Source organism: Vicingus serpentipes, assembly GCF_007993035.1.
Taxonomy (GTDB): Bacteria; Bacteroidota; Bacteroidia; order Flavobacteriales_E; family Vicingaceae; genus Vicingus; species Vicingus serpentipes.
The window spans coordinates 116536-133728 of sequence record NZ_VOOS01000002.1 but is presented as its reverse complement, the minus strand read 5'-3'; the positions used below and the strand labels follow the sequence as shown (position 1 = coordinate 133728).

The 17193-nt window shown below is 29.3% G+C and carries 16 protein-coding genes; 9 read left to right on the top strand and 7 right to left on the bottom strand.

Annotated features, from left to right (window positions below):
• Position 1 precedes the first annotated feature (1 nt).
• Positions 2-376, bottom strand: a complete 375-nt coding sequence (locus FRY74_RS04550; protein WP_147099078.1) for a hypothetical protein — start codon at positions 374-376, stop codon at positions 2-4.
• Positions 377-549: 173 nt separating this feature from the next.
• On the opposite strand from FRY74_RS04550, the gene FRY74_RS04545 reads away from it, so the two are divergent.
• The 5 genes from FRY74_RS04545 (at position 550) to FRY74_RS04525 (ending at position 7805) form a co-directional block, all read left to right on the top strand.
• Complete coding sequence (locus FRY74_RS04545) at positions 550-747, top strand: hypothetical protein (RefSeq protein WP_147099076.1); 198 nt, start codon at positions 550-552, stop codon at positions 745-747.
• Positions 748-1027: 280 nt separating this feature from the next.
• Entirely contained in the window at positions 1028-2902 is a 1875-nt protein-coding gene (locus FRY74_RS04540; protein ID WP_147099074.1) for a tetratricopeptide repeat protein, read from the top strand.
• 177 nt (positions 2903-3079) lie between these two features.
• Positions 3080-5095 carry a tetratricopeptide repeat protein gene (locus FRY74_RS04535; RefSeq protein ID WP_147099072.1) on the top strand — a complete coding sequence of 672 codons (2016 nt, stop codon included), beginning with the start codon at positions 3080-3082 and terminating at the stop codon, positions 5093-5095.
• A 125-nt stretch (positions 5096-5220) separates the two neighbouring features.
• Positions 5221-7272, top strand: coding sequence for a tetratricopeptide repeat protein (locus FRY74_RS04530; RefSeq protein ID WP_170227947.1), 2052 nt, complete (start codon positions 5221-5223; stop codon positions 7270-7272).
• A gap of 83 nt (positions 7273-7355) precedes the next feature.
• Positions 7356-7805, top strand: a complete 450-nt coding sequence (locus FRY74_RS04525; RefSeq protein WP_147099068.1) for a hypothetical protein — start codon at positions 7356-7358, stop codon at positions 7803-7805.
• Positions 7806-7919: 114 nt separating this feature from the next.
• Here FRY74_RS04525 and FRY74_RS04520 read toward each other — a convergent pair whose 3' ends face one another.
• Positions 7920-8276 carry a hypothetical protein gene (locus tag FRY74_RS04520; RefSeq protein WP_147099066.1) on the bottom strand — a complete coding sequence of 119 codons (357 nt, stop codon included), beginning with the start codon at positions 8274-8276 and terminating at the stop codon, positions 7920-7922.
• Positions 8277-8479: 203 nt separating this feature from the next.
• Here FRY74_RS04520 and FRY74_RS04515 point away from each other — a divergent pair, with 203 nt between their 5' ends.
• Entirely contained in the window at positions 8480-8848 is a 369-nt protein-coding gene (locus FRY74_RS04515) for an RNA-binding S4 domain-containing protein (protein WP_147099064.1), read from the top strand.
• A gap of 8 nt (positions 8849-8856) precedes the next feature.
• Here the strand turns inward: FRY74_RS04515 and FRY74_RS04510 are convergent, their stop codons facing one another.
• Both FRY74_RS04510 and FRY74_RS04505 read right to left on the bottom strand, forming a co-directional pair.
• Positions 8857-10995 carry an SUMF1/EgtB/PvdO family nonheme iron enzyme gene (locus FRY74_RS04510; RefSeq protein ID WP_147099062.1) on the bottom strand — a complete coding sequence of 713 codons (2139 nt, stop codon included), beginning with the start codon at positions 10993-10995 and terminating at the stop codon, positions 8857-8859.
• On the bottom strand, positions 10988-11518 hold the full coding sequence (locus FRY74_RS04505) for an RNA polymerase sigma factor (protein ID WP_147099060.1): 531 nt from the start codon (positions 11516-11518) through the stop codon (positions 10988-10990). Before FRY74_RS04505 ends, FRY74_RS04510 begins: the two co-directional genes overlap by 8 nt.
• Positions 11519-11653: 135 nt before the next feature.
• On the opposite strand from FRY74_RS04505, the gene FRY74_RS04500 reads away from it, so the two are divergent.
• Together FRY74_RS04500 and FRY74_RS04495 are read left to right on the top strand one after the other, a co-directional pair.
• Complete coding sequence (locus tag FRY74_RS04500) at positions 11654-12274, top strand: LysE family translocator (RefSeq protein WP_147099058.1); 621 nt, start codon at positions 11654-11656, stop codon at positions 12272-12274.
• Positions 12275-12330: 56 nt separating this feature from the next.
• Positions 12331-12810, top strand: a complete 480-nt coding sequence (locus tag FRY74_RS04495; protein ID WP_317132191.1) for a DUF1761 domain-containing protein — start codon at positions 12331-12333, stop codon at positions 12808-12810.
• Positions 12811-12863: 53 nt separating this feature from the next.
• On the opposite strand, the gene FRY74_RS04490 is transcribed toward FRY74_RS04495, so the two are convergent.
• Positions 12864-13874 (bottom strand): metal-dependent hydrolase, encoded by a 1011-nt coding sequence (locus tag FRY74_RS04490; protein ID WP_147099054.1) that lies wholly within the window; start codon positions 13872-13874, stop codon positions 12864-12866.
• A complete protein-coding gene (locus tag FRY74_RS04485) occupies positions 13874-15067 on the bottom strand; it encodes a hypothetical protein (protein WP_147099052.1) in 1194 nt (397 codons plus the stop codon). The genes FRY74_RS04490 and FRY74_RS04485 overlap by 1 nt, the downstream gene beginning before the upstream one ends.
• Before the next feature lie 98 nt (positions 15068-15165).
• Here FRY74_RS04485 and FRY74_RS04480 point away from each other — a divergent pair, with 98 nt between their 5' ends.
• The gene (locus tag FRY74_RS04480) at positions 15166-15858 is read left to right on the top strand and encodes a pseudouridine synthase (RefSeq protein WP_147099050.1); all 693 of its coding nucleotides are present in this window, start codon (positions 15166-15168) and stop codon (positions 15856-15858) included.
• A 58-nt stretch (positions 15859-15916) separates the two neighbouring features.
• Here the strand turns inward: FRY74_RS04480 and FRY74_RS04475 are convergent, their stop codons facing one another.
• A complete protein-coding gene (locus tag FRY74_RS04475) occupies positions 15917-17182 on the bottom strand; it encodes a tetratricopeptide repeat protein (RefSeq protein ID WP_170227946.1) in 1266 nt (421 codons plus the stop codon).
• Positions 17183-17193: the final 11 nt, after the last annotated feature.

Here is a 17193-nt window from a genome sequence, read left to right as displayed (position 1 = left end):
GTTACTTCATTAAAGTAGAAGCTTGTTGGTAAAGATCAAGGTCTTTCATTAGTGGTTGTAATTGTTTAATATAAGCACCTAGTTCACTTAGTTTTTTCTGATCTTTTTTACTAGGAGCATTGATGTTAGGCACAACAATTTCGCCCATTTGAGAAACCAACCCTAAAATAATTTCGGGAGCTTTAGCAGTTACTTTAAAAGTAGATGCTTTAGTATCCTGGTCTTTTACAATTTTAATTCCTTTAGCTTCAGCAGCCAATTTGCTCATTTTTGTAAAAGAAACACCACATCTTGGTATTTCATAAACTTGAGCTTTCTTGAACCTAGTTTTAAACTGAACCAGTAATAATTTTGAAAATATTTTAAGCTTTCCCAATGTGTTGTTTTTATAGATAGTTTACAAAAATATAAGAAATTGAATTATTACAACTTATTTTATAAGGTATTTGAGTTTTTTTAAATTAATAGTTTAAAAACATATTAATGAGATTAATAATATAGATTCATTCTTAGCATAATGAAACTTAAATTTATAAAAAATGATAAATTATGTTAAAGATATTTATTCCAACAATATTAGTTTGTATACTAACAATTTCATGCAATAAAAATAATTGTAAAGAATGTACAGGATGTAAAGACTTGCCAAATGCAACTTTATGTGAGGATGATTTTGAAAAATCATCTGATTATAATGACCAAGTAGATAATTATGTATCTAATGGTTGTAATTGTAAAGACAAGTAAAATTCACTTTAAATAAACTGTTGTAATATTTTGATATTTTATATCAGGCAGTTAATTATGTTTAAGATTTAAGCTTTATCTTAGAAGTACTTATTGTATTTTATGTCTAATTATTAAGAGTAAGTATAATATCCTCTAAAATTATTATATTAGCTATATTATACGCTTCATCTCCATATTATTAATATTCATCTCTTTTAATGGAGTATGTCAAAATTTTACTAAAGAAGAACAATACCAAATAGATAGCTTAAATTCTGTTATAGCAAATCCTAATAGTTTGGATACATCATTAGTAACAGCTTATGTTAACCTAAGTGAATATTTATATATTTCTAATTTAGATACAATTATTCCTTTATGCAAAAAAGCTGTTCAAATTGGTGAAGATGCCTTGAAGAAAAACTATTCTTTAACAACAAAAAAAAATCTTAAAATAAGTATAGCAGGAGCGTTAAACAACTTAGGTTTTATTAATAATAGAAAAGGTAAAGTATCAGAAGCTTTAAAGTTTTATCATCAATCACTTAAAATTAAGGAGGAAATAGATGATAAATTTGGTATGGCTGCCACATATAATAATATTGGAGTAATTCATAATACGTTAGACAACCTAGACTTGGCTCTTAAATACTTCTCTAAATCTGTGGAGCAATTAAGTATTATTGGAGAAAAAAAAGGAATTGCATCTACCTATAACAACATGGGCTACATATATAAAGTGAAGAAAAAGAATGAACTTTCACTTAGCTACTACCAAAAAGCGCTTGAAATTAGAATTGAAATTGATGATAAAAAAGGAAGTGGCTATTCTTATAATAATATTGGTACGTTTTATTATGAGCAAGGCGATATAGAAAAAGCTAAACTAAACTACCAAAAAGCCTTTAAACTTTACCAAGAAGTTGACTATTCTAAAGGTATTGTTTTAAGCTTATGTAATTTAGGTAGAATTAATATTATTGATGATAATATTTTAGGAGCAAAACAAAAAGGACTTGAAGCTTTAGAATTGTCAAACAAAATTGGGTCTCCTGAATTAATTGAAAAATCTGCATCTATTTTAAGGCAAGTTGCTCAAAAACAAAAGGACTGGCTAAATGCTTTTGAAATGCATATGCTTGAAATTGAAATGCGTGACAGCTTAAACAATTTGAGTGCTTTGAAAACTAGCGCAAACTTACAAGCCAAATATGAGTATGAAAAAAGTAAAGAAATAGATGATATTCAATATGAGAAAAATTTAGCTTTAGAGAAAGAGAAAAAAGAAAAGCAACGAATTATTAGTATTGCTATAACTATTGTTTTAGGATTGTTAGCAATCTTTTTAATCATTGTTTTAAATAGGCTTAAAGTAACTAAAAAGCAAAAACAAGTTATTCAACAGCAAAAAGAAATTGTAGAAGAAGCACACCAAGACATTAAAGATAGTATTGTTTATGCTAAGCGTATTCAATCTGCAATTTTACCATCTAACAAAGTTGTAAAAGAATATTTACAAGAATCTTTTATCTTGTACAAACCTAAAGATGTTGTTGCAGGAGACTTCTATTGGATGGAACATAAAAATGGCAAAGTATTATTTGCAGCTGCAGATTGTACAGGGCATGGAGTTCCAGGAGCTATGGTTTCTGTTGTTTGTAATAATGGTCTTAATAGAGCGGTTAGAGAACATGGTCTTACAGACCCAGGACAAATTCTAGATAAAGCTAGAGAAATTGTTATTCAAGAGTTTGATAAATCCGAAGAAGATGTTAAAGATGGGATGGATATTGCTTTATGCTCTTTAGAAGGAAAAAAACTACAATACGCAGGAGCACATAATCCGTTATGGATTATTCGAAATGGAGAATTAATTGAAACTAAAGCTAACAAACAACCTATTGGTAAATTTGAATACCCAGAACCTTATATAACGCATAGTTTTGATTTAGAGCAAGGAGATTCAATCTATATCTTCTCAGATGGGTATGTAGACCAATTTGGTGGTGAGAAAGGAAAGAAATTTAAAGTAAAAGCGTTTAGAGACTTATTATTAAGCATTCAGGATAAATCTATGGAAGAACAAAAAACTATCATAAATGAAGCGTTTGAAACTTGGAGAGGCTCTTTAGAACAGATTGATGATGTCTGTGTAATTGGAGTTAAGATTTAATAATACACTTAAAAAAATAACTGCATCAAACACATAATCTGCATATCATTATTTCTAATCTCAATAAAGGGAATTGCTCAATTTAATAATGAGGAGCAGCATCTTGTTGATAGTTTAAGCAATGTAATAAATAACAAAAATAGCCCCGACACCTCAATAGCAGCTTCATATTTGCAATTGTCAGAATTGTTTTACTCTATTAATCAAGATACTGTAATAAATTTGTGTAAACAAGCTATTTTAATCTCTTATAATTCTTTTAAAAAAACTTCTTTACCTGACAAGTTAAATCCTAAAACACTTAACTTATTGAATGTAGTAGCAAATTCATTTAACAACATTGGAGCTGTATATAATAGTAAAGGCAGTGCTTCTGAAGCTATAAAATATTTTTTGAAAAGCTTAGCTATAAAAGAAAAAATTAAAGATAAGGAAGGAATAGCCGTAGCTTTAATTAATCTAGGATATATTTATGTAAATCAAGGAGATATACCTTTAGCAATAAAATCATACCACCGAAGCTTAGTTATTAACGAAGAAATAAACGATAAAAATGGGATTGCATATTCACTCAATAATTTAGGTTTTATTTATAATAGTCAAGGAGATTTTGAAAAAGCATTAGAGTATTTCCAGCAAAGTTTGGCTATTAGAGAAGAATTTGGAAATAAGAAAATGATAGCTGTTAGTCTTAATAATATTGGGGTTTTTTATGATGATCAAGGAAATTTATCTGCAGCGTTAGATTATTTTAAAAGGAGTTTAGTTATAAGAGAGGAGATTAAGGATAGGAAAGGAATAGCTGTCTCTTTAAATAATATAGCTGGAGTATATAAAAAATGGGAAGATTATGATAAAGCGTTAGTTACTTATAAAAAAAGTTTAAAAATTAAAGAGGAAATTGGAGATTGGCAAGGAATGGCAACATCTATGAATAATATTGGAGGGGTTTTATTAATTAAAAATAATTTACACGATGCACAAGGTTACATAACACAAAGTTTAAAAATAGCAAGAGAAATTGGGTCCCCTAAAAAAATTAAAGCCTCGGCCTTCATTTTAAGTGAATTATATGAGAAAAAAGGGAGTGCGTTAAAAGCATTAGAAATGTACAAGCTTTATATTCAAATGCGAGATAGTTTAAACAATGAAGAAACCCAAAAAGCATCAGCACAACAACAAGCAAAATACGAATATGAAAAACAAAAAGTTGTTGATGATGCAGAACATGTTAAACTCATAGCTATAGAAAAAGAAGAAAAAGAAAAGCAACAAATAATAACATTAGCTACTACAGGGGGGTTAGGTTTGGTAGTTATTTTTTTAATCTTTGTATTTAATAGACTTAGAATTACCAAACAACAAAAACTGGTAATTGAAACTCAAAAACAAGAGGTTGAAATGCAAAAGGTAGTTGTTGAAGAAGCTCATGCTGAGTTAGAAGAAAAGAATCAAGAAATTATGGATTCTATTACCTATGCTAAGCGTATTCAAAATGCTATATTACCACCAACTAAACTGGTTAAAAAATACCTAAAAGAATCATTTATCCTATACAAGCCTAAAGATGTAGTTGCAGGAGATTTTTATTGGATGGAGCATAACAATAATAAAATACTTTTCGCAGCAGCAGATTGTACAGGACATGGAGTTCCTGGAGCTATGGTAAGTGTTGTTTGTAACAATGGTTTAAATAGGTCAGTTAGAGAATATGGATTAACAGACCCTGGACAGATATTAAATAAAACAAGAGAGATTGTTATTCAGGAGTTTGATAAATCCGAAGAAGATATTAAAGATGGGATGGATATAGCATTATGTAGCTTAGAAGGAAATAAACTACAATATGCAGGAGCACACAATCCTTTATGGATTATACGTAATGGTGAGATAATAGAAACTAAAGCTAATAAACAACCTATTGGAAGATTTGATAATCCTGAGCCTTATATAACACATAGTTTTGATTTAGAGCAAGGAGATTCAATCTACATCTTTTCTGATGGTTATGTAGACCAGTTTGGTGGAGAAAAAGGAAAGAAATTCAAGGCTAAAGCTTTTAGAGATTTATTACTCAGTATTCAGTATAAATCTATGGAGAAACAAAAAGCAATTATTGATGATGCTTTTGAAGCTTGGAAAGGAAATCTAGAACAAATTGATGATGTCTGTGTTATTGGTGTTAGAATTTAACCAATAGTCAATTATAATAATCAAAACAAAAGTTCATTTGGATTTACTATATTAGCTGTATCAAACACTTTATTTACATAATATTAATGCTTTCATGCTTAAAGAGCTTTACTCAAAGTTATAGTGTGAAAAGCAATAATAAATTAGATTCTCTTTATGATATTGTATACAATAAGAATAGTCATGATACTTCATTAGCTGGAGCATGGCTTAGTTTAAGTGAAATATTATATGTAAGTAATCTTGATACCATTATTCCTCTATGTGAAAATTCAAAACTAATCGCAGAGAAAGCTTTATTAAAAAATAATTCCTCAAAAGTAAAAAAAAGCTTACTTAAATCTCTAGCTGGTTCAATTAACAATATTGGTTATGTATACTCTAAACATGGAGAGATTTCAATAGCTTTAGAATATTATAATCAAAGCTTACAGCTTTTAGTTGAAGCCGGAGATCAAAAGGGTATTGCAAGTGCCTTAAATAATATGGCAGCCATTTATGAAGATCAAGGGGATATTTTAAAAGCTTTAGAGTTTTATCATTTAAGTTTAAGGAAAAGAGAAAAACTTAATGATAAAAAGGGAAAAGCTACCTCTCTCAATAATATAGGTATGATTTATATAAATCAAGATAATATAAATCAAGCTTTAGATTATTATCAAAAAAGTATAGAAATTTATACGGAAATCAATGATTTAAAAGGTCAAGCACATGCTTTGAATAATATAGGTACAGCCTATGAGAAAAAAGGAGATATAGATCAGGCTTTGAGTTATTATAGTAAAAGTTTAAAAATTAAAGAGGAATTAGAACATCAAGCAGGTATATCAATATCACTTACTAATATTGGTAGGATTTACTTAAGGAAAGAAGATACTATAAGTAGCCTAAAATATAATATGAAAAGCTTAGAAATTAGCAATAAAATAGGAAATTCTAAAGGGCTTGTAACTTCATTAACTAATATTAGTAAAATTTATCTTTCTCAAGGGAAATTAAATATTGCAAAAGAATATGCATTAAAAGCTTTTAAAATTGCTAAAGAAATCGGACAACCCGATAAACTGAAAACAGCAGCAGAGATTTGTAGTGATATTTATAAAAAACAGGGAGAAGGAATGAAAGCTTTAGACATGTTTAAGCTACATATTCAAATGCGTGATAGTATCAATAATAAAGAAAATCAAAAAGTAACTATTCAACAACAAGCAAAATATGAATATGAAAAACAAAAGACAATTGATGATGCTTTCAATGAAAAACAATTAGAAGTAGAAAAAGAAGCTAAAGCAAAACAACAAGTAATTACTTATGCTACAGGTTGTTTACTAGGTTTGGTTGCTATCTTTTCAATTTTTGTAATGAACAGATTAAAAGTTACCAGAAAGCAAAAAAAAGTTATTGAACAACAAAAAGAAGTTGTAGAGATGGCTCACCAAGAAATTAAAGATTCTATAACTTATGCAAAACGTATTCAAAATGCGATATTACCATCATCTAAACTAGTAAAAGAATATTTGCAAGAATCTTTTATTTTTTATAAACCTAAAGATGTTGTAGCAGGAGATTTTTATTGGATGGAGCATAAAAATAATAAAATACTGTTTGCAGCTGCAGATTGTACAGGGCATGGAGTTCCAGGAGCTATGGTTTCTGTAGTTTGTAATAATGGTCTTAATAGAGCCGTTAGAGAATATGGCTTAACAGATCCTGGGGAAATCCTAGATAAAGCAAGGGATATTGTAATTCAAGAGTTTGAGAAGTCTGAAGAAGATGTAAAGGACGGTATGGATATAGCATTATGTAGTCTTGAAGGAAATAAACTACAATATGCTGGAGCACACAATCCTTTATGGATTATACGTAATGGTGAGATAATAGAAACTAAAGCTAACAAACAGCCAATAGGTAAATTTGATAATCCAGAACCTTATACAACGCATAGTTTTGATTTACAGCAAGGAGACAGCTTGTATATCTTCTCAGATGGTTATATAGACCAATTTGGTGGTGAGAAAGGAAAGAAATTTAAAGTAAAAGCTTTTAGAGATTTATTACTGAGCATTCAGGATAAAACTATGGAAGAACAAAAGACTATCATAGATGAAGCATTTGAAACTTGGAGAGGCTCTTTAGCACAAATTGATGATGTTTGTGTAATTGGAGTTAAAATTTAATAATACACTTAAAATTAACTTATAGCTATAATGCAATTAAGATTATATATAGGTAAATTTGAATTCACTTTAATCAAATTATTATGAAAAAAATTATATCACTGATTTTCCTTATTACAATATGCTCATTAACTTTTGCTCAGGGAAAAGGAAAAGGTAAAACAAAAGAGAAGCAAGAGAAGATTGATAAAGATAAGGGTAAAGCTTACGGAAAAAATAAAAATGGGCTATCAGGCAAAGAGTTTGGCCAGCAGAGATCAATTGATGCAAAATCAAAAAAACAAGAAAAAGAAGCTTCTATATTAGAACATGAAAAAGAAATAGCTGAAAAAGAAGAAGAAATAAAACAAGCCGAACAAGTTTTAAATAATACTGATATTAAAGATAAAAGTAATATTGATAAAGCTAAAGAGACCGTTAAGAATGCCTCTGTAAAAATAAAAGAAACTAAAGCAATCATAGAAAAAGAAAAAGAAGAGTTGAAAGAGTTAATTAAAATTATTTCAGATAGTTCTTCAAGTAAAAAAGAATAATTATAGTTTTCCCTTTAAATACCCTATAATAGCAAAAATATCGTTTTGTCTTATAATGCTCTCAGCGTTATGTTAAATAAGTTTTGTAGGAGGGGATGTGTATCTGATTAAGAATTAGCAATATAATAAACTCATACATATAAAAAATAAAAAAAATATGATAATAAATGTTTTGAAACCACTTGAAGCATCCTCAGTTTTTTTTATAGGGGCAACTTTATTCTGATTACTTTTAATGGCCTTGGTATTCTTACCCGATATCAAACTTCTAATTAGAAGAATAACCCCAGCAATTCCCAAGATTAAAGAAAGTGGTAAAATAAAAACTATAGCGGTTATTGATTCTTGTTGCATAGATTCAGTCGAGTTACCTGATCCAGATATATTAAATAAATATATCCATAAGATGCTAATAACCGCAAAACATATAATAGACCATATAAAAGCTTTATCATTAGTTGATTTTTTCATACAGTGAAAGTAACTTAATTAACCGGATTTACACATAATGGCTAATTATAAGACAACCAGTTTAAGCTGTAAGGTATGATAATACTACAATACAGCTACAAACTGTATCATCTCCTTTTGTCTTATAATTTATATTATGTTAAATAGAAATAATTAAACAATAATATAAGTTCCTATTCTTAAGGTTTAATTACATTTGATTTATGCGTATTGATAAATACATTTGGGCAATTCGGCTATTTAAAACCCGTACACTTTCTTCTAAATCTTGTGCTGACGAAAAAGTAAAATTAAACGGTGTATTTATTATAAAAGGATCTAAAGCAGTAAATATAAACGATGAAATTGCAATAAAAGTAATTCCCATTTGGCGTACGTTTAAAGTGTTGGATATTCCTAAATCAAGACTTGGTGCTAAATTAGTTCACGAATATGCTATAGAAACTACATCAGAATTTGATTTAAAACAACTAGAACTAATTCAGCTCGAAAATCGACAAAATAAGCTATTAGGAATTAAAGGACGCCCTACCAAAAAAGACCGTAGAGATTTAGATGATTTTAAAACATAGAAACAATTTTATTTAATTACTTCAAAAACACATCTAAAACCTAACCAACTTTCAGGTTTAGTATATGAAATTTCTAATTCTAAATTAGCTTCTTCTTCTGTATGAATCCAAGAACCTCCTTTTGCAACTCCTTCTTCTTGCGTCATTTCAGCTACATTGCCAATAATATTGTAAACACCATAATCATTTGGCCAATATGAATCTATTGGAGCAGTAACATCTGCGTTTTCAGGAAGTTTACTGGCAACCCCCATAAAGTATTCTTTATTTTTTTTCAGATTAAACTTTTGTTTCTCACCATCTTTTTTAATGTTAATACTACTATAACCAGCTTTTGCAATATTTTCCCATTCAGCTTGCGTAGGAAGCCTATATTCAAAATCATTACCTATTTCATTATTTATTTTATAAAGCTCTTTTACTCGTTCTGTTCTCCATTTACAAAAGGCTACAGCCTGATTGTATGTAATTCCAACTACTGGGTAGTTATTGTATGCAGGATGATTATAATAATGAGTTGTATAAGCCTTATTTAATCCATCCCAAACAGTTGTATCTGGTAAAGCATCTTTGTGTTCTTTCGAATTTTCACCATAAGTATTTGCTTGCCAAAACACATATTCTTTCCAACTAATATTACTTATTTCGGTTGCATCAAAATACAACTCATTATTTATTTGCACTGTTCCTGGAGGTTTATCAGTAGTTGTTTTCCCTAGCACACCAACTAAAGGCTTTCTATCATCTAAATAAGTAATAACAACTCTAAATCCAATTTCAGCACTTGGTTCTCCAGCATTTTCAAAATCATTATCAGCTTCAATTTGTAATTGTTGTCCTACACTATTCCATCCTCCACCTTTAGCAACTATTTTCTTATCATTATTAATTGTCATTTCAGCTACATTTCCACTCATGCAATACAACCCAAAATCGTTTGGATTATAGCTACTTACTTTTACCGTGAAATAACCACCATCAGCACTGTATAAATCTTTACTTTCTTTAGGAACAATAATATTGTCAGCAGTTTTATAATAATTAGACAGACTATCTTTATTAGCTGTTCCTTCTAATTTGCTTAAGGTACTTTCGCAATTATTATTTTTAGTAGCTCCTGGTTTAAAATTAGCTAAAAAACAACCTTTACTATTTCTTAAATATGGCCCTCCCCATGGGTAAGGTGATTTTTCATTTTTTCCAATAGCTGCATACATCCATTCCTCTTTAGATGGCAATCTAACATCATTTATTATTTTTCCATATGCTTTTGTTTGTTCCTGATTTAGCCATTTACAATATAGTCCCACTCCTTCTTTGCTAACATTATTCATTGGATAATCATTATAAGCTTCGCTCGAAAAGTAATTTTTTTCCATTGGTTGTAAAGCATCTCCATATTCCATCCATTTCGTTTGGTCTGGTTTAGCAATTAAAAATTCATCTTTTCTATCCTGAATTAATAAATCAAACAAAAAGGTACGGTATTCAACTACAGAAACTTCTGTAGTTTGCATGTAAAAGGCTTGTATTGATAATTGCTCACCTTTTATTGTTGATGTTCCTGATGGAATAAAAGCATATTTCTTTTTATCAAACTTTGATAACTCTTTCAACATTTTTTTCTTTTGCTTATGATTGTCGTCTATTTGTTGCTTTGTTAAATTCGGGAAAATATAATTTTCAGTTTCATTGCTTTTCTTTAATTGTTGAGCTGCTATTGGATTTTCTTCTTTCAATACAACAGTTTTTTGGGTAAGTACAACTTCATTTTTCTTTAAGTCGATAAGTGGTTTATCAGTATTATTTTCAGCTTCAACCGTTGCTATTTTAGGTGCTATTTTTTCAATGGTTTCAACCTCTTTTTTTGTTTTATTTAATTCGTTTTCAAGAATTAAAGTAGCATTTTTTTCGACTGTAGGATTGAATAAATAAATTAAACTAATACTTATTGTTGTAATACTTAACATCATAATTAATAGAGTTTTAAATGTTTTTACTTTAAGAATAGTTTTTTGAATAAATGAAGACTTACCTGCTCCTTTTAATGAAGCATTAAATCGTGCTTTAGCTTCATTAAAACTAGTTTTAGGTTCCTGAACTCGTGCTTGATTAAAAAGCTCGTTTAATCGTTGTGAATCATCCATTTTTCACCTCCTTGGTATTAATGTAGTTATTTTTAAAAGTTAAAAGTTCGGTTAGTTTTTCTCTCCCCCTTTTTAATCGTTGTTTAATAGCCGATTCGCTTGCTTCCTCTATCTTGGCAATTTCTTTAATAGAAAAGCCTGATATTTCAAACAATATAATTGCTTCTCGTTGTTCGTTAGGTAACTGCGCTAAAGTTTGGTGTAATAAATAAACTTCAGCATCAGTTTCAGTTTGATTTTTCACATCTAAAAAACCATAAACTTGCTGGTTATCTTCATAAGAAGACTCTTTTAGCTTACGATTATTATTAGCTAATAAACGAACACTTATTCCAAATAAAAACGATAAAAAAGAATGCTCCGATTTTAAACTGTCCATTTTTTGATAAGCAACCAAAAGGGTTTCATTCATTAAGTCTTTATAATCCATATCACCATAAGCTCTTGCTCTACAAAACCTTTCGAACCTATTATGAATAGGCTCGTATAGTGCTAAAAAATTATCTTGTTTCGACTTACTCAAATTTTATTCTTAATTGTTTGTTTAATGTTAAGTGTTGCCAAATTAAAAAAAGTTACATCAGGGTTTATTTATTTAATTTTTTGCTTATCATAACTTAATAACATTAGTTAATCCTAAATTTTATACTTTTGTTATATGACAGCCTTTTTACATGGTTTTTTAATAGGACTTTCCTTTGTTATTTTCTTAGGGCCTGTATTTTTCTATCTGCTAAAAAGTAGCTTAGAAAAAGGTTTCTGGGCTGGTCTTTCTGTTGCATTAGGTATTGTTATTGGAGATTTAATTTGCATCCTGATTTGCTCTTTAGGCGCTATTCCTTTTTTTAAAAATACAGAAAATCAATTTTGGCTAGGTGTTGTCGGAAGTATCTTATTAATCGGTATGGGATTAAAATTTTTATTCAGACCAGAAGCTAAAAAAGCAAAGGATGAGGAGATTTCTACTAAAATGTCAAAAGCCAACTATTTAGCTTACTTTTCTCAAGGTTTTTTAATCAATTTTGTAAATCCTTTTGTTTTTGTAGTTTGGATTGGAATTATTGGTTATGCCGAAACCGAATACGGATTTACAACTTCTATGTTTGTTTTTTTAGGGGCATCCTTAATCGGTATTTTTTCTACTGATATTACTAAGGTTTATTTTGCTCAAAAAATTAAAAGATTTCTTACTCCTATTTTCTTAATACGCTTATATCAATTCTTTGGAATCGCTTTAATCATATTTGGCATCCGTATTGTCTTTTATATTTTCCGTTAGCAATAATATTTTTTGTTATATATTTGGTTAAACTTTAAATATATAATATTATGGAAATGAATTATTTAATTTTATTTGTAGCTGCTTTAATTCCTATGCTTATTGGCTTTATATGGTACAACCCAAAGACTTTTGGAAATACTTGGATGAAAGCCGCTGATATGACCGAAGAAAAAATTAACAGTGGTAAAATGGGGGTGATTTTTGGCGTAAGTTATATTTTTAGCATTCTTATAGCTTCAGCATTAATGGGTTTTGTTATTCATCAAATGGGTGTGTTTTCTTTAGTTGGTGGTAATGCTGAATTATTAAAAACAGGAAGTGCTGCAGCATTTATGGCTGAATATGGAAATGAGTTTAGAACCTTTAAACATGGACTACTGCATGGCGTTATTGCTGGATTCACAATCGCCTTACCTATTTTGGGTATAAATGCCTTATTCGAAAGAAAAGGATTTAAATACATTGCTGTGAATGCTGGTTACTGGATAGTAACATTAGGTTTAATGGGCGGTATAATTTGTCAATTTATGTAAAAAACATAACCTCAATAAAAAATTAAAAGCCGTCTCGATTGAAACGGCTTTTTTTATATTCCTTTTATTCGTTCAAATAAAGAACCAATTAATGCTCCACCCTGCTTAAAAGTTCTAGGTTGCTCTATCACTTCAAACTCTCCTTTATCGTTATATTTCAATTCAAAACTAAAAATAAACTTAGAATTTTCTGCGTCAATACCATTTTGTCCAAATCTTAAATCATTGAGTAATAATTTCCCTTCCCTCTCTTCTAGAGTATACCACCCCTCAGAAATCTTTATTAATTGCTTTACCTTCTTTTCATTAATCATGTTTCCAAGCAAATGTAAGTTTTGAGGAATAAATTTAGAGTAAATTACATCTTCTTGTTTATCAAGTAATGAATAGTAGCCTGTAATAAAACCATCTTTTAATTTCACATTAGCACTCCATAATATAGAATTAAGTGGTGTTGGTCTAGTTTTCACTTCTAAATATTCGATTTTTTCTTTATTGAGTGTATTTATAAATTTAGGATAAGCTAACCACTTAAAACCAACAGTTAGTAACATATAAAAACTACTAATTATTAATCCAAATTGATTTATTCTTTTACGCTTGAAACTCTCTTTTTTGTAAAACATAAGAGCAATTACACAGGCTAAAAAGGGCAACGTATATAGCGGATCTGCAACAAAAATATTTTTATAAGCTATTCTATACTCAAATGGCCAAAAAAGTTGAGTACCCCATGTTGTATGAGCATCCAACAAAGGATGTGTGAATAAGCCTAAAAACATCAATAGCGTCCAATCTTTCCATGTTGCGTCTAGCTTCTTATGAATTTTAGTTAAAATCCAACCAAAAATGGGTGCAAAAATTAAACTAAACAAAATGGAATGTGAAAAACCTCGATGAATTTCTAATGCAGTTACATTGTCTGTAAAATATTTGGCAAACACATCTAAATCTGGAATAGTACCAGCAACTCCACCCCATAAAATAGCCCAATTACCTACCTTTTTTCCTACAGCCACCTCCCCTACAGCTGCACCTAATACTATTTGAGTCAATGAATCCATTAACTAAAATCAGCTTTAAAAGGTTTTCTTAATTCAAATTCACTTGGTGAGATAGATTCAATTATTGGTTTTATTAATTTATTAGAAACAGTATTTCTTAACTTAATATAAAGTTTCATATTAGTTGGCTCTGCACCCAAACAACTTTTTATTTCTTCTGCAGTTCTACCTAATCTTAATTCAGTTACATTTTTATTAATAGCCAGGGCTACAAAATCGTACAACATTTTTTGATAAACAGCATAATCATAATTATAGTTATAATCTATACCTATATAGTTTGCATCAATATTTCCATTAGATATAAAGGCTGAACTAAAACCAACTAATTCATCTTTAAAGAAATACCCTTTTATGATAAACTTATCTGTTAAGTTCTTTTTTAAATTATAAAAAGCTTCACCATTTAATGCCCCAACACTAAAATCTGATTTTTCTAAAACCAATAAATACAACTCCTCTATCCTATCTTTATATTTTAACACATCTATCAAGTCAAACTCTTTGATAGTAATTTGGGCTGATTTTTTAAATACTCCTTTAGCCTTTGTTCTAAATTTGGCTGTCATGCTATTCAGATAATCATCAATAGTTTTCCAACTTGGATGAATCTTTAAAATCATATTTACATCAATCATAAACTCTCTATACTTGTTTTGTTTAATATGATCGCTGTATTGAAAGTTTGATGGCCAGAACTCTTTAAGTAACACCATTGATGTTTGCCCATTTATTTTTTCTGATTTTCTTAACCGATATAAAGCTATGTTTAAGTTGTCGTAAGCTTCTTCGTGGCTTATTTTATCATTATACATAAAACCGTTCTCTCCACAAGCAAAAACGTTTCCGCAAACCAAAACTTTTATATCTAAAGAGTTTAAAATCTTAGTTTTTAGATGACTACTTAATATACATAATTGCTCACTATATTTCGAACCCTTGTCTACAAATCTTACCATTTGAGCAATTGCTATGGCTACAGGCTCGTCTTTATCGTTGTAAAATTGAATGTATCTAAAAGGAATATCATGTTTCAAAGCACTTTCTAAGGCTTTTAAATAGTTTAATGATAAATAAATATTTTGGTTATTATTTATTGCTTCCCAATGCTTTTCATTAATTAAGTTTGCTGAATCATAAAAAATAAGTTTTAATTTATTTTTATCATTTAGTTCAGGAATTGAAAAAGTCATGAATTTAATTGTATATACATTTAATAAAGTAAAAATATTGATAATTAATATACTGAACTTAAAAACACTCCTTTTCTTCTCATTTTTTAACTTTTTTTATGGCTATTGAAATTTTACACGAGGATGATTATATTGTTGTGGTGAACAAGCCAAATGATGTTTTAATGTATCCCTCTTATTACGCAAGGAACATAACAGACCCTACACTAGTTGAATTATTAAATGAACAGCTACTATTTAAAGTTTCTCCACTCCATCGTTTAGACCGAAAAACTTCAGGTGTTGTAATTTTTGGTAAATCATCAGAAGCAGCAAAAGCTTTTGAAAAATTGTTTTCTAATCAGCAAATAGAAAAACTTTACATCGCAATTGTTAGAGGTTTTTGTAGTGATGAAGGTGTAATTGACACCCCAATTAAAAATAATGATACTGGCGTTTATAAAGAAGCTTTAACCCTATACAAAACACTTTCCACCTACGAATGGGATATGCCCGTTACTCCATACGATAAATCAAGATATAGCTTGATTGAATTAACTCCAAAAACTGGCCGTATGCATCAGCTTAGAAAGCATTTGAATAAAATTAATCATCCGATAATTGGAGATCATAAATATGGCGACAGAAACTACAATAAAACATTTACCAATGAATTTTCCTTTGATAAGCTGTTACTCCATGCAAAACAATTAAAATTTATCCATCCTTTTACTAACCAAGAAATTGAGGTAAATGCAAGCACTCCTGAAAATTGGAATATAGTTTTACAAACCTTTAAATGGAAATTATAGAAAACAAAAAAGAGAGCTAATCGCTCTCTTTTTTGTTTTCTATAAACAGTAATATCAATTATTGATATTTAGCTTTAATTGCTTTTGCTTTGTCGTATTGTTCAGTTTGAGTATAAACTTTAATCAACATATTAGCTGTATCAACATCTTCAGGTTTAATTTCGTTAGCCTTTTCGATGTGAGGAATAGATGCTTCGAAAGCAACTTTAGCTTCTGCTTTTACTGCATCAAACTTCTTAGTTTCATTGTAAGGTAATGCATTTGCTTCATTTACTTTGTCAGCTCCTTTATTAAAGTAATATGCACCTAAATTAAATACCGCATCAAAATAATTTGGCTTTAATTCAATTGCTTTTTTATAATCGGCAACAGCATTATCTTCATTTTTTAAAGCTTCATAAACAGTCCCTCTAGCAAAATATAACACTTCGTTAGATGAGTTGTTTTCAATAGCTAAATTTAAGTTTTGTAACGCTTCCTCGTATTTTTGTTCTTTTAAGTAGCCATCTAATTCAGCTACAATTAAATTATAATCACTTGGGTAAGCTGCTCTTCCTTTTTTAATATATTCAGCAGCTTTTTCTTCGTTACCCTCTTTTTTATATAAGTTAGCTTGAGAACGATATAAGTTTGGTCCATTACCATCAATGTTGTATTTCATCATGATTAAACCATCATAAATCTGCTTTGCTGTTTCTGTATCATCAGAATATTCAGCAGCTAAAGCAGTATTATACATCATCATTGTATCTAACTTACCTCCTAACTGATTTAACATCAATGATTTTCCAAAGCTCTCCTTTGCACCAGCATAATCTTTGTTTTGGAATTTATCAATTCCTGCATTTCCATGTTCACCAGCTAAACCAGGTAATTTTCTACCCATAATATCCATAGTGTACATTTCATCATCAACTTTACTTTTGTTTTGTAAAGCACCATAAAACTTCATAATATCAGATCCATCCTCTTTTTCTAAATCTAATTTTTTCAATTCAGGATCCTCAAAATTAAGCACCAAGGCTTTCATGTAAGAATCGGTTGCTTTATCCAATGCTTCTGCATCTATATCTTTACAAGCATCTTTACTTGCCAAAATATTAAAGTATAAATTACCTCTATAATACCATGTTTTAGCCCATTCTTTAGTTTGCTCATGATCAATAGCCATATTAATAGCATCCAATCCTTCTTTTAACTCTGAACATTTTTGAGAACGTTCAAAAGCCTTATTATAATTATAAGCACTAACTACTTTTGCCTTTTGAGCATAACTTAATGATGCTATAGCAACAGTTGTGATTGTTAAAATAGTTTTTTTCATCTTTTCTTTTT